This window comes from Dialister sp. (assembly GCF_036343215.1).
In the GTDB taxonomy this organism is placed as follows: Bacteria; Bacillota; Negativicutes; order Veillonellales; family Dialisteraceae; genus Dialister.
The window spans coordinates 1-19,763 of record NZ_JAZASU010000027.1 but is presented as its reverse complement, the minus strand read 5'-3'; the positions used below and the strand labels follow the sequence as shown (position 1 = coordinate 19,763).

At 51.4% G+C, this 19,763-nt stretch carries 9 protein-coding genes; 7 read left to right on the top strand and 2 right to left on the bottom strand.

Annotation, left to right across the window (positions count from 1 at the left end):
* Positions 1–401 precede the first annotated feature (401 nt).
* The 6 genes from VZT47_RS05850 to VZT47_RS05825 all read left to right on the top strand — a co-directional run bounded on the left by VZT47_RS05850 (position 402) and on the right by VZT47_RS05825 (position 10,117).
* A complete protein-coding gene (locus tag VZT47_RS05850) occupies positions 402–5,108 on the top strand; it encodes an EAL domain-containing protein (protein ID WP_330224038.1) in 4,707 nt (1,568 codons plus the stop codon).
* 206 nt (positions 5,109–5,314) lie between these two features.
* Positions 5,315–6,619: an MFS transporter gene (locus VZT47_RS05845; protein WP_330224037.1), complete on the top strand. Its 1,305-nt coding sequence runs from the start codon at positions 5,315–5,317 to the stop codon at positions 6,617–6,619.
* 342 nt (positions 6,620–6,961) lie between these two features.
* On the top strand, positions 6,962–7,567 hold the full coding sequence (locus VZT47_RS05840) for a cytidylate kinase-like family protein (protein WP_330224036.1): 606 nt from the start codon (positions 6,962–6,964) through the stop codon (positions 7,565–7,567).
* Entirely contained in the window at positions 7,568–7,924 is a 357-nt protein-coding gene (locus VZT47_RS05835; RefSeq protein WP_330224035.1) for a CidA/LrgA family protein, read from the top strand.
* A 13-nt stretch (positions 7,925–7,937) separates the two neighbouring features.
* Entirely contained in the window at positions 7,938–8,630 is a 693-nt protein-coding gene (locus VZT47_RS05830; protein ID WP_330224034.1) for an LrgB family protein, read from the top strand.
* A 1,004-nt stretch (positions 8,631–9,634) separates the two neighbouring features.
* Positions 9,635–10,117 carry an HD domain-containing protein gene (locus tag VZT47_RS05825; RefSeq protein WP_330224033.1) on the top strand — a complete coding sequence of 161 codons (483 nt, stop codon included), beginning with the start codon at positions 9,635–9,637 and terminating at the stop codon, positions 10,115–10,117.
* Positions 10,118–10,448: 331 nt separating this feature from the next.
* On the opposite strand, the gene addA is transcribed toward VZT47_RS05825, so the two are convergent.
* Positions 10,449–14,255: a helicase-exonuclease AddAB subunit AddA gene (addA, locus tag VZT47_RS05820; protein WP_330224032.1), complete on the bottom strand. Its 3,807-nt coding sequence runs from the start codon at positions 14,253–14,255 to the stop codon at positions 10,449–10,451.
* Positions 14,239–17,649: a PD-(D/E)XK nuclease family protein gene (locus VZT47_RS05815; RefSeq protein ID WP_330224031.1), complete on the bottom strand. Its 3,411-nt coding sequence runs from the start codon at positions 17,647–17,649 to the stop codon at positions 14,239–14,241. Before VZT47_RS05815 ends, addA begins: the two co-directional genes overlap by 17 nt.
* Before the next feature lie 648 nt (positions 17,650–18,297).
* Between VZT47_RS05815 and VZT47_RS05810 the strand changes: the two genes are divergently transcribed.
* Positions 18,298–19,467: an MFS transporter gene (locus VZT47_RS05810; protein ID WP_330224030.1), complete on the top strand. Its 1,170-nt coding sequence runs from the start codon at positions 18,298–18,300 to the stop codon at positions 19,465–19,467.
* Positions 19,468–19,763 lie beyond the last annotated feature (296 nt).

Here is a 19,763-nt window from a genome sequence, read left to right as displayed (position 1 = left end):
TCAGCCCCTTGATGCCGGAATGTAAATCTGATAAAATCCCCAGGCCAGGGCAACTGTATAAAAATTGACCGCATTTCTAAAAACTCGAATTCCGATTATTTGACAAAGGGTAAGATTCAGCGGCGCTGATGCGCCGCCATTTTTCTATGGGGTATTTGACAGGCGGAAATTAATCGGAAGAGTGGTCAGTTTTTTAAGTGAAAAGGGCGGCGGGTTTTGGAAGGGAAGCCTGCCGCTTTTTGTTGGGGGAAAAACGGTTCGAAACCGGTGGCTGATGAATTACTGACTGATGGCCCCGATTGACGTTGGTTTTTGAAAATAATAAAATAGGATTAATGAATGCATAAAACATTTTAAGGTATATAAGAAATGCCGGTCACCGGAGAACAGAGGGCTAGATCATGTCGGATGATGAAATGAGGAAAAATAGGAAGGCGGGAATGTTTCCCGGTGGATTCTGTCTTGTTTCCGCAGATGATGCGGAGCGGCTGCTCTGGGTGAATGAGGGACTGGTCCGCCTTCTGGGGTATTCTTCGCTGGAGGAAATCCTGGCCCTTTCGGGCGGACGGTTTCAGGGGCTTGTGGCCGGAAAGGATTATGTGCCGCTGAAGAGGATATACGGGGAGGGAGAAGACGGATTTTCCCGGTATTTTCATTTCCATCTTTCCGGAACTTTCCGCAAGGATTGTCTTATGAACTGCCTCCTTTCCATGGAGGATCATGAGGTGTACGGGAAAGTGTGGGCCCTGTATCTCCAGCCCGGCAGGGACGAGGGATTCTCTGCATCTGCCGGCGGAAGGGACCAGCTCACGGGACTTCCGGAATACCGGGAATTTTACCGGATGTCCTCGGAAATGGCGAAGCGGGATCGCGGGAATCACACCTTCGGCCATTATGCCTGCGTCCATATCAATATTAAAAATTTCAAGCTGTATAATGCCAATCATGGCTCCGAGGCCGGGGACCGGCTGCTCCGGCGGATGGCGGAAATCCTGAAGGCCGCTTTCCCGGGCTGCGAGATGACCCGCCTTTCCGGGGACCGGTTTGAACTGCTGCCGCCTGCGGAAAATCTTGAAAATAAACTGAAGGAAATATGGAAATCCCTTTCCCTGGAAGCCGGGGATCCCAGTATTTCCATGAAGGCAGGCATTGTCCTTTTCGGCCAAAATGCTTCAGAGGAGGAAGCCCTTTCCTGCCGGGACAATTTTGACCGGGCCCGGATGGCGGCGGATTTCATTTACCGCGATGCGGACCGGCTCTGGGCAGTTTATGACAAGACCATGGAAAAGGAGCTGCATGACCGGGCTTTCATCCTGCAGAATTTCGAGCGTGCCATGGCGGAAGGCCATATCAAAGTCATTTACCAGGGAGTCATCCGTCTCCTGAACGGGAAACTGTGCAGTGCGGAAGCCCTGGCCCGCTGGGAGGATCCGGAGCGGGGGATGATTTATCCTTCCCTTTTCATTCCGGTACTGGAAGAAGCCAGGCTCATTTCGAAGCTGGACTGTTATATCCTTGAGGAAGTGGCCCGCCATCTGCGGTACCTGATTGATAATGGCCTTCCTCACGTGCCGGTTTCCATTAATCTTTCGCGGGTGGATTTCGACAGCATGCGTCCTTTTGAATTTGTAGAAGGAATCGTGAAGAAATACCGGCTGCCCCGCCTGCTTTTCTGTATCGAAGTGACCGAATCCGCCCTGACCGAGGACGGGGGAAAACTGCATGAGGAAATCAGACGGTTCCGGATGGCGGGATACCAGTGCTGGCTCGATGATTTCGGAAGCGGCTATTCTTCCCTCAATGTGCTGCAGAAATTTCATTTCGATGAGCTCAAACTGGACCGGGCCTTTCTGGACAATTTTAACGAAAAGTCCCGGCGCATCCTGAAATCCATCGTCCTTATGGCGAAATCCCTGTCCATCCATACCCTGGCAGAAGGAGTGGAAACGGAAGAACAGGTCCGGTTCCTGAAGGAAATCGGCTGCGAAAAGATTCAGGGCTATTACTTTGGGAAACCCATGTCCTATCGGGAAGGCATGAATCATTTCCAGGAAAATCATTTTATCCCCGAAACCATGATAGAAGCGGCGCTCTATGAAAAAGCAGGCCTCGTCAATGTGATGACAGGGACTCCGCTGGCCCTTTTTGCCTTTGACGGGAAAGGACTGACCCTCCTTTATGGAAACAGGGAACATTTCATGAATACGAGGCAGACCGGCCTTCCCGGGACTGAGGGACCGGTAAAGGCGGATTCCTGCCCTCTGGCGGGAAAACTGTACGGCCTTGTGGAAAAAGCCCTGGCCACCAGGCGGGCGGAATCCCTGCATGATGTGTCCGGCGGCCGTTACCTGGCCTGCCGGATCCGGATCCTGGCTTCGCAGAATGGTTTGGCCCTGGGACAGCTGGAAATATACAGCCTTTCCCATAAAGTGGAAACGGAAGAAGTGAGCCGCCTGGACCGGATCATGCGGAATACCCTTCCTCTGTATACCGGTATTTATCTCTATCATGGCGGCACTCACCGGATGGAGGCTGTCAACAGTTCCATACTTCCCATGAAGCCGGGGGATCAGGTGCCTTTGGCAGACTGGCTGGACCAGATGAAGCGGATTCATGAAGAAGACCGGCATCGTTTCCTGAAATTCATCCGGCCGGAAACCATGTATGAACGGCTGAACCATTCGCCCCATGGTATTGTGACCGGATTTTTCCGCCTGCAGGAAAGAGATGGCAGCTACCGGTGGAAACGGATCGATGTCATCAGCCTTTCCCATGAAGAAAGGGCCGATTACCTGCTCTGCGTGAAAAATGCAGCCCTCCAGTCCATGGAAGACTATGAGGAAGTACTTCCTGCCATGATGAGGAGTCAGGGCCTTCTTCCGGAAAAACAGCCGGGAGAGGGGGTTTCGGCAGAGTCCGTCCTTAAAGCGCTCCGCCAGTCCGAAGACCTCCGTATTTTCTGGAAAGACAGGGACCGGAAATTCCTGGGCGTGACGAAGGGATTCCTCGATGCCTATGGCATGGAAAATGAAGAGGGACTTTTGGGTAAAACCGATGAAGATGTGGGCTGGCACGTGGATAATGAGCCCTATAAACATCTGGAAGAAAAGGTCCTTTCCCGGGGAATTCCTGCCCTCCACGCGCCGGGGGAATGCATCATCAAAGGACGGCCCCATCGTATTTCCTCCAGCAAATTCCCCATTTATGAGGGAAACCGGATCGTGGGGCTCGTAGGGTACTTTATCGATGAGGAAGACCGGGAAGAACTGGAAAATAATGTGCGGGTGGGCATGATCGATGAAAGGACAGGGCTCCTTTCCTTCCGCGGTATGCTTTCCGTTGGTATTTCCTACATGGATAATCTCCGCACCCATGGAGAAGATTTCATTGCCGTCCTCATCCATGTGCCGGAACTGAAAGATGTATCAAAAGCCTATGGTGTGGAAATCAACCGGAAACTGGTGCGCCGCATCGCGGACATCATGCTTTCGCTCTATCCTGAAAAGGAAAGTCTGGCCTACCTGGGAGGCGGCCATTTCCTGGTCTTTGTGAAATATAAGGAATCCCGTACCCTGCGGCAGTCCCTCTTGCGGCTGGGAGAATATATCCACAATATTCACGAAGTGGACGGGTGTAATGTGACCCTCTATATGCAGTACGGGCTGGTTTACGGGTCCGAAGCGGGCACCCTCGATGGTATGCTCCATATCCTCATGACCCGGCTTCGGGAGGCGGAGGCCCGGAAATATGGGGAAGCGGTCTTCATCGGGGACCGTATTTCCTTCCTGAAAGATGCTTTCGATTCCACGCCGGAACTGGTCATGGTTGCGGATCAGGAAACGCACCAGATTCTCTATGCGAACCGGGCTGCCCTCAAAGAACGGAATCTTCCGGAGGATTACGATTATACGAAGGATATCTGCCACAAATTTTTCTATGGCAGGGACACGCCCTGCACAGACTGCCCCCGTGATCTGATCCGGCAGGACCGTTTCTTCGTGCGGGATGACCATAATGATTACCTGAATGGAGATTATTTCATCCGCCATACCCTGGTGCCCTGGCAGGGAAAGAACTGCCATTTCGAAATGGCTACAAATATGAGCCGCTTTGAAGACCGGAACCGCAGGAATGACCTGATTTATCAGGAAGCGGCCGTGAATGAGGCCATCGAGAGGGGACTCCAGGAAAAAGATCCGGAGAAGGGCCTTCAGAAACTTCTCGCCCGGATGGGGGAAATCCTGGAAGCCGAGAGAGTCCTGGTGCTGGAAGAATCGGGAGATGCGATGGTCAATACGTTCGAATGGCACGGGGAAGGTTTGGCGTCTGCCGGGATTTCAGGGAAAAAACTCCCCAGAAAACATTTCCAGCCGGTCTATGACAATTTCGATGCCTCCGAGATTGCCATCCTCCGGGATGTGCCGGAAGTATTGAAGAAATACGGCCTGAACCGGACTTCCGTACCGGGCCTTTCCCGTCTCCTTGCGGGGCATCTCATCAGCGCAGGAAAATCCCTGGGAATCCTCGAAGTGGTGAATCCGGGACGGAGAGCATCCGATGAAGTGAGCCCGCTCATCGGGACCCTGACCCGTTTTGCAGCCATCCTTTTAAGGCACCGGGATGATTTCCGGCGGCTGAATGACCTTTCCACCCGGGACCAGCTGACGGGAGAAGGAAACCGGCGCGCCTTCCTGCGTTATGTCAGGAATCTGCCTGCCGGCAGGAAAATCACCATCATTTTCGGGGATATGAACGGTCTCAAACATATCAACGATACGAAAGGCCATGAAGCGGGAGACCGGGCTATTATCGGGGCGGCATCGATCATGGAAAAAGCGGTGGGAAGGGATCATCTTTTCCGCATGGGCGGTGATGAATTCATTCTGGCCGTGGAAGGCAGAGAGGAAAAGGAAATTCAGGATCTCATGAGCCGTCTGCGGGAAGAATTTACAAAAGCCGGCATCAGTATGGCCCTGGGGATGGCTTACCGGCTTTCTCCCATAACCGATATTGACCAGCTCATTACCGAGGCCGACGGGGCTATGTACAGGGATAAACGAAAAAGGATGTACACATCCTACCCCCTGCTGAGCAGCAGGGAATTATAAAGCAGTCAGTGAAGATGACCCGTCATGCATTGGATGACGGGCCATTTTTATGGAAATATGGAAATTTCACGGAGAAAGCCGGTACATATTTTTTCCCCTTCAGAAACAATTTTCCCTTTCTGTCCCCTCCCCCTTTTCAAAATGGGATTTGCAGGATATAATAAGACAATTTGTGCTTAAGATGGAATGTTGGAAAAGGAGGAAATATGACGGACGAAAAGTCTCTGGAACAGCTTGAATTTGAAGAAACCGGTGTCACAAGAAGTGAACGGTGGAAAGTGATGTGGGCATCCATCATCGGCTATGCCATGGATGGCCTGGATGTACTGATTCTTTCTTTTGCCATGGCAGCCATTGTCAGTGAATTCGGACTGACCCTGGGTGAAGGAGGACTCATTGCCACCTATACCCTCATCGGTACGGTGCTGGGCGGTTATCTTTTTGGCGTTTTTGCGGATTATTATGGAAGGGTCCATACGTTTTCCCTGACCATCATCCTTTTCTCCATTTTCACCGGTGCCTGTGCTTTTGCGGACAATGCCATTCATCTTGATATCCTTCGTTTCCTGGCAGGTCTGGGCCTGGGCGGGGAATACGGAATCGGTATGACCCTGGTCACGGAAACCTGGCCGGCTTCCAAACGGGCCCGGGCTACGGCAGGCGTGGCCATGGGCTGGCAGGCAGGAGCCGTTTTAGCTGCGATTTTAGCAGCCTTTGTCCTTCCCGAATGGGGATGGCGGGGACTTTTCCTGGTCGGAGTCGTTCCGGCCATCCTGGCAGCCTGGGCAAGAAGGGGAATCAAAGAACCGCCGCTCTGGGTCAGACGGCATGCATTGAAAAAAGCGCTGAAAGCCAAAAAAGCGGCCGGCGAAACACTGACAACCGAAGAAGAAGAAGAACTCAAAGAAGCAGGGAAATTCCCGCTGGCCCATCTTTTCGGAGCCAAAACAGGGACCACCATTTCTCTTACCCTCATGACTTCGGTCCAGAATTTCGGCTACTATGGCATCATGGTATGGCTCCCCATGATTCTTCTGAAAGAACATGGCCTCACCACGAAATCCATGTCCGGCTGGATGATCGTCACCGTTCTTGGTATGATTGCGGGCATTTATATTTTCGGCTATCTGGCGGATCAGCTGGGACGAAAAATTCCCTACCTTATTTTCTACTTCGGCGCTGCCGCCATGGTCTATGTCTATGTCAATCTGGGAAGTGCTCTGGCCCTCCTCATCGGCGGGGCATTCCTGGGATTTTTCTGCAATGGCATGATGGCAGGCTACGGTACCCTTCTTTCTGAAAATTACACCACCGATGCCCGTTCCACGGCCCAGAATTTCATTTTCAATACCGGCCGCGCCGTAGGCGGTTTTGCGCCGGTCATCATCGGGACCCTGGCCCAGCAGCATGGATTTTCCGCGGCTTTTGCCCTCCTTTCCTGCATCTATATCCTGGCTGCGGTGAATGTGTTCTTCTTTATAAAGGATACGAAGGGAAAGATTATTAAGTGAGAGCATTTAGTTTTTAGTTATCAGTTAATAGTTATCAGTTATCAGTTAGTAGAGGCCGCGCATCAGAAAGAGAAGCGCGGCCATTTTATATAAAAAGCAAAAAAAGACCCGCTTTTGATTTCAAGCGGGCCACCTTCACTAATAACTGATAACTGAGAACTGATAACTATTTCCCCTGAATTTTCAGAAAGGATTTCTTCCTTATATTGAATACAGCGAAATCCTTACAATCTTAATCAAATTTTTATAGAAATTTTTTATATATCCCCATTGATAAAACAGCCCGGCAGGGCTATAATCGGTAATTAATTTCACCCATTAATTTCTTTGAAGGAGAAAACCATGATCATAACGATTGCCCGCGAATGCGGGGCCGGGGGAGAAGTGGTGGGCCATCTTCTTTCTGAAAAACTGGGCATTCCCTTTTACAGCTGGGAAATGCTCCTGGAAATGGCAAAGAAAGAGGGCATTTATGACGATATGCCCACCTTTTTTACTGAAGATCCCATGAACAGCCTGGTCTATGCCCTTTCCGTCACCGTTCATTCCGACAGGAAGGTGAAAAAACAGCCCCTGCAGGCGCTCTATCAGATGCTTCAGGGAGAGGACTGCATTATCATCGGACGCTGCGGAAATTATGTATTCCGCAGCCGGGGAGACTGTTTTTCCATCTTCCTGCACGGGGATTTGAAAGACCGCACCCCGTCCATGGCGAAAAAATGGCAGATCAGCGAAAGAGAAGCGGCTGAAAAAATCGCCAAAATCGATGAATACCGCGCCCTGTACCATAAATTCTATACAGGAGAAGAGTGGGGCTATGGAAGCTTCTATGACCTTGCCATGAATACCTACGTCCTGGGGTATGAAAAGGCTGCGGAATACATTGTGGATTTCATCAAAGATGCAGGGATTAAGAAATGCTCTGAGCTTCCGGAGGGACGGGCCTGAATGGAAATCCTGAAACAGTTCGGCATCATCATTGCCTTTGCCTTTATCGGCGAAATCCTCCATGCCCTCATTCCCCTTCCCGTTCCTGCCGGTATTTACGGAATCCTGCTGCTCTTTGTATTTCTGAGAAAGAAAATCCTTCACGTCATCCAGGTCCGCGAAACGGTGCATTTCCTCATCGAAACCATGCCCATCATGTTTGTTCCGGCGGCAGCGGGACTCATCGATGCCTGGGATCTCATCCGGCCGCAGCTCATCCCCTATCTTGTGATGATCATTGTCAGCCTTCTGGTGGTCATGGTCGTTTCCGGACTCACCACCCAGTTCATCATCCGTCATCAGAAAAAAACGACGTGACAGAAAGGATACCATGTACGAATTTCTCATTCATTCCCTTTTTCTTGGCGTCATCCTGTCCCTTGCCGCCTATGGAATCGGGCTTTATCTTCATAATAAATTCCAGAACGATCTGGTGAATCCCCTCCTCATCGCCATTGCCCTGGTCATTGTATTTCTTCTGGCCACGGGAGTGCCCTACAGGGAATATGCGAAAGGTTCCTCCTATATTTCCTACCTCCTGACGCCAGCCACGATCTGTCTCGCCGTGCCTCTCTATGAACAGATGAAACTCCTCTCCCGGAATTTCAAAGCCATCATGGGCGGTATTACGGCCGGCATGGTATCCGGACTCCTAACGATTTATGTCCTGGCCAGACTTTTCCATTTCGACCATGCCTCCTACGTCACCCTCCTTCCGAAATCCATCACCACCGCCATCGGTATGGGGGTTTCTGAAGAACTGGGCGGGTATGTGTCCATTACGGTAGTAGCCATCATCGTGACGGGAGTCATTGGAAATATCATCGCTCCCTTCCTGCTGAAACTTTTCCACATCACCGATCCCGTAGCCAAAGGCATTGCCTGCGGCAGTGCGGCTCATGCCATGGGAACGGCCCGGGCTATGGAAATGGGAGCTGTAGAAGGAGCCATGTCATCTCTGGCCATGGTAGCAGCCGGAATTATGACCGTAGGAGGAGCCCTGGTCTTTGCTTTATTTCTCTGAGACGGACGGGGAAATCAAATCAATACGATTGACTGCAGGAAAAAGTGATCAGTTCGCAGTTCATAGTTCGCAGTGAATGTGGCCGCACATCAGAATGGATGGTGCGGCTTTTTTATATGTAGTACAGGGAAGTGGAAATAAAATTATTTCGACAACCTTTAGTAAAAAGTGAATAGTTATCGGTTCTCAGTTAGCAGAAAAAGGAAGTCCGCTTCGTAATGAAAAGATGAAAGATGAACGTGACAGGTGACTCTGCTGTAAATCGGGCGGCTCCCTTCGAGAAGGGGGCTCCGCGAAGCGGTGGACAGCGATCAAGTCGAAACCCTTCATGGCAGGAGTGAAAGTCAATCATAACCATGAAAATCAGGGGAAGCTTGAAACGATGGGCGTTCCATGTGGATAGGCATCTTTATTTCTATAATGATCGATACCTCTAAGTGCCAATTCCCTCAAGCAGCAGCCAGGGCCTTCGGCGAAGCCGGATATATACAATTGGGGATGTACAAAAATAAAAATCATTATTTAAAAGCTTTAGGGAAGATAGTTATTAGTTATCAGTTCGCAGTTATGGTGCCCCCCTTTTTATAGGGGAGCGGCCCTTTTATATAAGGATTTAAACAGTTTCTATGAGAATTGGTATAAAATGGCCCGCCATCCAATTTGATGCGGGCCTCCTTCACTGATCACTATGAACTGATAACTGATAACTTTATCACTTCTGGCATTCCCATATATTGTGCAATTATTGTACAGCCCCATATCCTTCCCGAAATCCGAAATCCCAAGTCCCCAATCCGTTTTCTGCTGCCCTTCAGGGGCAATGCCATCCTGATCATCCCCGAACATTCCCGCCCCTCGACTCAAAAGCCCTTCATCTTACATATTTCCTCAAGGGATAGCCCAAATAAAAAATATTCCCCCATGACATCCCCTGTCCCTTCTCCCTGCTATACTGTTTCCGTAGAAAACGAAAACTTTTTCATTTGACAGAAGGGGGTATTTCCATGAAGATTCCATTGCTTGAGTTCCCTTTGACCGGGAGGACCTTTGACGCTTTCAAACTGGCCCGGGAGGCGCACCGGGGGCAGGTGGACCGGGCGGGAGACCCTTATATCCTTCACCCCGTCTATGTGGCCAATCTGGCCTACCGGCTGACGAAGGACCAGGCAGACTGGGAAAATTACGTCTGCGCCGCCCTCCTTCACGATACAGTGGAGGATACGAAAATTACTCTGGAGGACCTGGAGAAGTCTTTTCCGAAAGAAGTGACCGAAGCGGTCCGGCTACTCACCCATAGCCCCGGGAAGTCTTACCTGGATTATGTGCGGTCCATCCGCAAAAGCGGAAATTCCGTGGCCCTGATGGTGAAATTCTGCGACCTCATCCACAATTCCAACCTTTCCCGCCTGCCGAAGGTGACGGCAGGGGACCGGAAACGGGTGGAGAAATATAAAAAGGCCAAAGCCATCCTGGCGGGGGAAATGTGAATGGGGATGCGAGAAAACAGTCATTATACAAAGTATGGAAAGAACTGTAGTTAGAAAGTGATCAGTTATCAGTTCATAGTTATCAGTGAATGTGGCGCCGCCTCAAATAGGAAGCGGCGCCTTTTCCTATACTAAAAGTTCCGGGGCAGTAAAAGCTGTACCGGGATTTTTATTTCCCTGAAAGATTGCCTTTATGGTCAATGTGGGCAAAGACAATTATTAAAAATGGGCGCCCTATGATTCTGGCGCCCACTACAACTGTTAACTGATCACTGTGAACTGATAACTTTTACACTATTGTCTGCTAACGGTTAAAAGCTGACTGTTCGGCTTACTCTATTTCTATGGCCTTCCCATACTTGAAGGCCCAAAGATAGAGATGGCTCACTGTCTTCCCAAAAAGTTTTTCAGCCGCTTCCCGATAGACTCTTAGCTGGACGCTGTAGTGCGCTGCCAGTTCTTCTTCGCTCATGGTATGGTCTGTCTTGTAATCGATGATGATGATTTCTTTTTCATATTCCAGAAGACAGTCCATGACGCCCTGGAGGAAAAGTTTTTCTCCTTCTTCGCAGTCGGGGTAGAAATCATGGGCGGGAAGGAGGATGGAAAAGGGCATTTCCTTTTTCACGGAGACTGCCTTTTTCATGGCTTCTGAGAGAGGTCCCCGGGCGAAGGTGAGGAGGTCTCTTACGGAACGGCCGGAAAGCAGGGTTTCTTTGTCCTCAGGGGTGATGATTTTTTCCTGCCACAATCCTTCGATGGCCTTCCGGATCGAATCTTCATCGGGAGGAAGGGCCGTGAAATCAATCATTTCCATGGCTTTGTGCATGAGGGTACCATAACCGGTGCCGGCGTACCGGGATCCTTTTTCAGAAAGGAAATCCGGAAGCTCTTCATAGTCCGCATCCAGTTCATCCAGATCTTCGGCAAGGATCATGGATTCCCGGGGCCCTTCGTCAGCGGCGGAATATTCCCGGCGCTCTCTCAGTTTGACTGCAGCCGTAGCAGTCAGTTTGGCCGGAGTCAGGACGGCTCCGGGATACCCGTAGGACCAGGAAAGCTGGCGGCTCATCCAGTCCGGCACCGTTTCGGGAAGGCGGGAGAGGAAGGATTCCAGGGTTTCTTTCTCCTCCGGTTTTTCCGGTTCCCCTTCCAGCGCTTTTTCCCATTTGGCCCTTTCTTCTTCCGTGAAAAGGTCCGCTTCCGAAGTGATGTGGAAATCAAAGACAGAATGGTCCGTTTCCGCATCGTCCAGGAAGGAGGGAATCCGGTCTGCCCTGTCCCAGGCTTTTTCCAGGGTCCGGTGACGGAGGGCGGCAGGCATGATCCAGTCCAGATAGGAACTGGAATTCAGGACGATATGGGACGGAAGGCTGACTCCTTCTGCCGTGGCCAGGGAGGAAGTCCAGCCATCCAGACTGCCGGAAATATCTTTTCCGATGGCCGTGATGAAAAGTTTATCCCTGGCCCGGGTCATGGCGACGTAAAGAAGGCGGGCTTCTTCGGCGATGCTTTCCTGTCTCGTTTTTTCCCGCACCGCATACCAGTACAGGCTTGGCCAGCGGAGTTTCTTCTTTTTGTCATAATACTGGATGCCAAGGCCCAGATCTTTATGGCTGATGGCGGTCTGCTGCGTATCTCTCAGGTTGAAATTTTTGGCCGTATCCGCCAGGAAAACGATGGGGAATTCCAGACCCTTGCTCTTGTGAATGGTCATGATCCGGACGGCATCGGAGGAAATACCGGAAGAAATGGACTTGAATTCCCGGTCTTCCTTTTTCAGGCTGGAAAGGTCATTGAGGAAGGCATAGAGCCCGCTCTGGGGCGCTTTGTCACTTTCCAGGGCCAGCTGGTAGAAGGAAAGGATATGATTCTTCCTGGCGCTTCCTCCGGAAAGTCCGGAAACGTAGGTCATGTAATCCGTATCGGAGAGGATTTTGCGGAGGAGCGGCGCCGTGCCGTCCACCATGGACTGGCTGCGCCAGGTTTTGTAATCCGAAAGGAAACGGCTGATTATTTCTTCTTTTTTCGCGGAAAGGATGGAGGAATCGGGAAGCACCTGCCAGAGATGATTCATGCCTTTCTCTTTTCGGGCGAGGTAGAGGAGGGCCAGGTCTTTTTCATCGAGTCCCACAAACCAGGAACGGAGAATGGCGGCCAGGGCCAGATCCTGCAAAGGATTGTCGATGATTTTCAGGAGGGCCCAGAGGATTTCCACTTCCGTATTTCTGGTAAAATCCTCTTCCCGATCCGACCGGGCGGGGATATGGCTGTCTTCGAGCACTTTGAGGAGCGCCGGCCCTTTTCCTGCCACAGAACGGAGAAGAATGACCATATCGCTGTATTTGACGGGACGGAAAGTGCCGTCCTTGTTCATGACCTGCCCTTCTTTCATCAGTTCATGGATTTTCCCGGCGATGAGCCGCCCTTCGAGGGTGATATTTTCTATTTCTTTCAGTTCGTCGGACCCTTCGGATTCGGCCACTTCGCTTTTGTCGATGAGTTCGATGGAAACGCTGCCGCCCACATAGGTTTCCGGCCGCTTTTCCTCATGGCGCCCCGGGTAGAGGGCCTCGGCAGGTCCGTAATCCAGTTCCAGGGTATCTTTCGTCATGAGCTGACGGAAAAGGAAATTGATGGACGAAAGGAGGGCCCCGTCGCTCCGGAAATTTTTATTCAGGTCAATCCGGTGGGAGAGAGCATCTTTGTCCGGCGAAAATTCATTGTATTTCTGAAGGAAAATGGTGGGGTCCGCCTGACGGAAACGGTAAATGCTCTGTTTGATATCGCCCACCATGAAACGGTTATGGCCATTGGAAAGGAGGGCGGTAATGAGTTCCTGGACCCCATTCGTATCCTGGTATTCATCGATCATGACTTCCTTGAATTTTTCGCGGATGGAAAGGGCCGCATCCGACGGGAAATCCACAGCATGATCCGTGGAAAAATCGGGATTCTCCCGGTCCAGCAGCACTTCCAGGGCATAATGCTCCATATCGCTGAAATCCATGAGCCCTTCTTTTTTCTTCCTTGCCTTCAAAGCTTCTGCAAAATCCAGGGCCAGCTTCGAAAGGACGCGGACCGTGGGCAGCATGGCTTTCGTTTCCGAAATCCACTGCTCTTCGGAAATGGCGCGGAAAGGAACGATGACGGCCGTATAGATTTTCTTTCTCACCTCATCCCGGAGGGCTTTGATGGCCGTGACGGCTTCGGAGTTCGTGAAATCTTTCGTACTCCCGTAGCCGAAGGAGGCGGCCTGCTTCTTTGTTATGGGTTTCAGTTTGTCATAGGCAAAGGATGGGGCATGGAACCAGTCCGCCCAGGTGTCTTTATTTTTGAAATAGGAATAGAAATCATACTCTCTGGAAAGCAGGTCTCCATACAGTTCCCGGGCTCCCGGGGTTTCCATCATGAGGTCAAACATCCTCCGGTAGGAATCGCAGGCTTTTTCACAAAGGGACCGGATATGGTCCAGCAGGGGCCGGCTCCAGGGAAGATCGTCCAAATGGGTCCCTTCGGGGATATCATAGCGCGAGGGGAGGCGGGCGATCCATTCTTCCGGGAAAGGAAGGGAGCAGGCGAAATGATAGATGGCAAGGACCATCCGTTTCAGTTCGCTGTCCTGGTAACGGCTGGCGAAAAGGTCCGCCGTATCGAGGAAATCCGTATTTCCTTCTTCATACCAGGTTTCCAGGACTCCGGAAAGCACTTCTTCTTCCAGAAGGAAATCTTCATTCTCATCGGAGAGAATCCGTGTTTTCGGGTCCAGATCCAGGAGATAGAAATACTGGCGGATGATGGACTGGAAATAGGAATCCAGTGTGGAAATCTGGGCGCTTCCCAGGAGGGAAATCTGCTTTTCCAGATGGCGCACCCCTTTTTCATCGCCCTTTTCGTCCGCTTCCCGGAGGGCCAGGGAAAGGGCGGAAGAGACCCGGGCTTTCATTTCCGAGGCGGCGGCTTTCGTAAAAGTAAGGACCAGAAGTTCATTGATATTGATTCCTGTGGATGGGTCTTTCACGAGCCGGGCAATCCGTTCCGTAAGGACTGCCGTTTTCCCGCTTCCTGCAGCAGCCGACAGCAGAAGATTTTTATTTCTTGTATCCAGCGCTTCCTGCTGTTCATTTGTCCAGGCCATTTTCTTCCTCCTTTCCGGCGAGTTCAGCCAGCTCCGGCTTTAATTTCGTATCCGACGGCATATGGATGTATTCATAGCCCTCGCCTTTTCCCTTCGGGTCAAACCGGCAGATGGCATGGAAGGGACAATAGGAGCAGGGACTCTGCCCCTTGAAGGAAACAGGGCGGATGGAAATATCCCCGTCCTCCATGCGATGGTAGAGCTCCAGCAGTTTTTTCTTCACAATGACAAGGAGATTTTCAAAATCTTCCTTCGAAAGAATACTGTTCGTCTTATAGAAAGAGCCGTCATTTTTAAGTTTTGCCTTGAGGAAGGCATCTTCCGTACCGATGGCGGAATCGAGCTCTTTCACCAGTTCCGAATCATCAATGATCCAGCCGGCTCCGTTATTTCCCGGGTCCGGGGATACCTGTCCGCCCGGCGGCACGGTGGAAACGTTTTTCACGTCTCCCGAAAGGTAAATGTACATGAGGGCCGTGGGAAGAAGGCTGTCTTTTTCCTGCTCCTTTACGGCCAGAAGATAGGTGAGGAGCTGGAGTTTGAGTCCGGCTGCCGCTTCCTGGATGGAAATGGTGGGTTGGCCCGTTTTGTAGTCAAAAATGGCGCAGCCCTTTTCATTTTCATCGAGCCTGTCGATTTTGCCGGTGAGGGTGAAGGAATCGGTTTCTCCCTGAATGCGGAGGTAAAATTCTTTTTCCAGGGCCTTCGTATCAAAGGTGCTGTTCCGGCTCCATTTCCGGAGGGCCGAGAGGGACCGGCGGAAAGTTTCATTCAGCACCCGTTCCGTATAGCGGGAAGCGCCGTCGGAGTGAAGGGCGCCGTAATGGACTTTCGGCACCATTTTTTCCGCAATGGTTTCGGAAAGGGTGGAAATATCCTCATCCGTGGCATCGCGCCACTGTTTCTTCCTCTTTCCCAGTTCTTTCCCGAAAAGGTGAAGCCCTGCATGGAGGTAATTGCCATAGTCCAGGGTTTCCATATTTCCTTCATCCCTTTCATCGATGTGAAGACCGTAGGAAAGATAGTAGCTGTAGGGACATTTCCGGTACGTTTCAAAGCGGGTGACGGAACCGAGGAACCGTCCGCCGGGCTTGAAAAGTTTCGCTGCCAGATCCCGCGGCAGGGGCGCGGCTTTATTTTCATAGGAAAAGCTTTCCAGTTTATCTTTGAGCTTTTCCGCCTCCCCGTTTTCTCTCGCCCAGGAAGCCAGGGCGGCCCAGGGGGAGTCGGGGGCAGGAATCTTTTCGCGGAGCACCAGGGGAAGGAGGGAGAGCGCTTCTTCGGGATTGGCGAAGAAAGAAGGATCTTTTTCCCGCTCTTCCGGGGAAAGGGTCCGGATTTCCGAAGCATAGCCCAGCCGCTCCAGCTGGGAAGTGAGGAAGGAAGGCTCGGCGCTTCCCTGCTCTTCATTCACCGCCGGCCTTGTCAGATACAGGGCATTTCTGGCGCGGGTGAGGGCAAGGTAGGCAAAGAACTGCTCCTGCTGCACTTTCTGGAGAAGATTCGTGCCGAAAATGAGATGGCTCTCATCAAAAATTTTCTGCCTTTCCAGTTCCGTGAAGAAACCGCCCTCTTCCATGCGCTTCGGGAAAAGTCCTTCCAGCGTGCCTGCCACGAAGACGATTTTTGCTTCCATGGCATAACCGCGGTCCATTCCGGTAACCGTTACATGATCCAGGGTGGGAGGAATGGTGGAATAGGTCAGAGATTCGAGACCGTCTTCAAAAATGGTGAGGAAATCTTCATCCTTCACCGGATCGTTTCCGGCGGTATGGACGATTTCTTCCAGGAGGGACAGGACTTTTTTCCACACCTGGAGATGGCGGCGGATGGAGGTATGGGGCGCTTCGGCCTTATCCATTTCGCTTAAAGTCCGGGGGATTTTTTCCGCTGTCAGCCAATGGTAGAGAAGGGCGCAGCGGTCTTTCGGAAGGGGCTTCTTTTTCCATTCCTCGGCCAGGGGGTCGAAAAGGGCGAGGAGTTTTTCCCGCCATTCATTGGCCTTTTTCAGCGATTCCTTCTCCTCCTCCGTCAGGGCGGGCGCTTCGCTGTCCAGACTCCGGAAGTCCCGGAATTTCCATTCTTCATGGTACTGCCAGGGACGGATATTGTGGGAAAGGACGTAATTTTCCAGTTCGTCCACCGATTCCTGAGGCCATTCGGGGAGAAGGAAGGTCTTCAATACCCGGAAAAGACGGGAGCGCTGCCAGCCCGCATTTTTCCTCTCGCTTTCAGCGGTAAGGAAACGGACCATGGAATCCAGCAGCATCACCAGGGGATGATTGTTCATGGGATGCTCTCTGTCGATGAATCCGGGAATTTTATACTGGTCAAAGGACCGTTCGAAAAGGTCCACGTAGTTTTCCGGCTCCCTCGTAAGGACGAGGATATCCCGGAAACGGAGATGATGGTCCCGCACCAGAGAAAGAAGGGTGCGGGAAATATAATCCACTTCGTCCGCCTTGCCGGGGGCGGTGATGCTGTGAATGCCATCCAGGGGATTTGGATTTTCCCCGGGAAGGGGAGAAGCTTCGCTCCGCCGGTCAAAGAAATGAATGGCCATGGCGGCAAGGGACGGGCTTTCAAAACGGCAGGGTTTTGTCAGAGTCAGGGATTCCGCCTTTTTGGAGAGCTGGAGGAGCTGGGTATAGAGATGATAGGGACGGGCGAAATTCGGATTCAGAACCGCATCGGAAGGCCGGTCCATCTGAAGGGTCATGGTGACTTCCCGGGCCGTATCGATCAGGGCAGAAACGATCCGGATTTTCTGGGGCGCCATGCCATTGAAACCGTCAATCCATACTTTCGCATTCCTGAGGGCAGCGGATTTCGGGATTTCCCTTGCCAGAAGGTCAAAAAGACTTCCTTCATAGGAAAAATGATCCTTCAGGTACTGATGATAGGCTTTGTAAAGAAGAGAAAGGTCTGCCATTTTTCTTCCCAGGGGCGTTCCCTCCTGATCCTTCGCAGCGTTTTCCATTTCCTTCTCCGATACGCAGAACATATCGAGCTGATGGAAGAAATTGGCCAGTTCTTCGGAAAAATGGGGATGAGAAGCCGCCTTTCCAATCATGGTGAGCTCCTCTTTATGCTCCTCCAGAAGCCGGCGGATGATTACCTGCTGGCCCAGGGGCGAGAGGGCATCACTCACCGGCGAATGAAGCTCCTGGAAAACGCGGTACGCAAGCCGCGAAAAACCGCAGACCGTCACATTGGCAAACCCTTCGCCGGGGAAAACTTTCGCCAGCTGGTATTCCGCGGTATAGGTGCCCTGGTCGGGGACAAGGAGGTAAGCCGTCCGCTTTTCGCCGGAGAGCACGTAATCCCGTATTTCTTCATAGACCCGGGTGGACTTTCCCGTCCCTGCCCGGCCGAATAGAAAATGAAGTGCCATGATTTCGTCCTTTCTGTAGAATCCTGTTTCTTTTCTTTCATTCTATCACGGATTGTACAACGGAGAGAGGACAGAGACTGTCATGGAAAGTAAAAATTGCGGAAATGGGGTGATGGGTAACAGGTAATAGGTAATAGGGAATCGTCCGGGAAACTTTATAGAGAAAGGAAGCTGATTGATGGGAAACTGAACATAGGGGTTAATGGTTCATTTGCCCGTGGGACTTTATAGCGAAAGGAAACCGAATAAAGAGAAACTGGACATAGGGGTTAATAGTTAATCTGCCCGTGGGACTTTATGGTGAAAGGAAACGGAGTAAAGAGAAACTGAATATAGGGGTTAATGGGTAATGACTCAAAACGCAGGCACCACAATCCCTCCTTGCGTCCCCTTGAGGGGAAGCTCCCGCCGTAGGCGGGTAAAGGGGTGTACTGTCAGTACCCTGCAATATGAGAGATAAAATAAGAAATTGAGACAAAAGTTATTCGTGACAAATGAGAGCCGAAGGCAAATATAAAACTCATGCCGCGAAAGCGGCACACCGCCCCTGATCCCTAACCCCCAATCCCCAATTCCTTCCGGCACCCCGCTTCTTCTCTCCCTGTGGTACAATAAATATTACTGTACTAACGAAAGGAGGCGGCAGCTATGACGGAAAAATTATGGACAAAAGAATTCATGGGCCTGGGGATGACGAATTTCTTTTATTTCATTTCCCACTGGATTCTGGTGGCGGCGCTCCCGATTTTTATCATGGATGATCTGGGGAAAAGCCAGGTGGAGGCAGGCATGGCCCTCACTTTTTTCCAGTTCGGCACCACCTGCTGCCGGCCCTTTGCGGGGCGGATGATTGACGGCATGCACAAACAGCATGTCCTTTTCGGCGCGTCTCTGGTTCTCTTCCTCATCATGGCAGGCTTTCATTTCGCCCAAAGTCTGGAAATGGTGTGGGGCCTCCGCTTTATTCATGGCATGATTTTTGCTCTTGGGACAACGGCTTCTGCGGCTCTGGCCTCCCTGGTCCTTCCTCCTTCCCGGAAAGGAGAGGGAATCGGATATTTTGCAGTCACTGCCAATCTGGCCATGGTGATCGGGCCCCTTCTGGGACTGCTGATTGTATCCCGTTTCGGGAAAGAATGGCTCCTCCTTTTCCTGGTTTTCCTCGCCCTTTCGGCCATTCTTTCCGGAAACAGCAGGAAACTTCCCGATTCCATTGTCAGCCCCTCAGAAAACAGGAAAAAGGGCTTTCATATTTCCGATTTCCTGGAAAAGAAAGCCCTCCCTTCGGTCATTCTGGGAGGACTGGTCTTCTTTGCCTACGGAGGCGTCCTGACTTTTGTTCCCATGTACGCCAGAAGTCTGGGACTTTCTGAACTTTCCGGCCTTTTCTTCATGACTTTTGCCATCGTCATCGTTTTCACCCGGCCTTTTGTGGGGGCTCTCTATGACCGCCGGGGTCCGGATGCGGTCATTATTCCCGGGCTCCTCCTCTTTTCCCTGGGCCTTCTCCTGTTCAGTTTCTGGGATGGTCCATTCCTCCTCATCCTTTCTTCAGCCCTCCTGGGCATCGGATTTGGCGCCCTTTCGCCCAGTCTCCAGACCCTCGCCGTCCAGTGCGCGCCGCCATCCCGAGCAGGGGTAGCGACTTCCACCTATTTCTGGTCCCAGGATATTTCCATAGGCCTTGCCGGAGCCATCCTGGGCCTTGCCGTAAATTTCCTGGGCTATTCCCTCATGTATCTCTCCATCTGCCTTCCGGCGGGAGTGATTGCGCTGGGATATTATTTCTGGTGGAGAAGGAAACAGGGAGGAAAATAACTTCATTAACCATTAACTCATTAACCCCTATGTACAGTTTTTCATCAGTCACCTTCCTTTCGGCAAAAAGTTTCGAAGACTATTAGCCATTACCCATTAGCCCCTGCCAATTTTTAGGAATTTTCTAAAAGCGAAAAGTTTAATAAATTTCTAATGATACAAATCCCGTTTTTTGCTACTATACCGGTGGAGCGAATGAAAGGGCCCCTGAAGAAATCCCTTGTAAACCGGATGTACACAATCGATCGAACCGGCGGAGGGATGGACGCAGATGATTTTCAGAAACTCCGAAACCG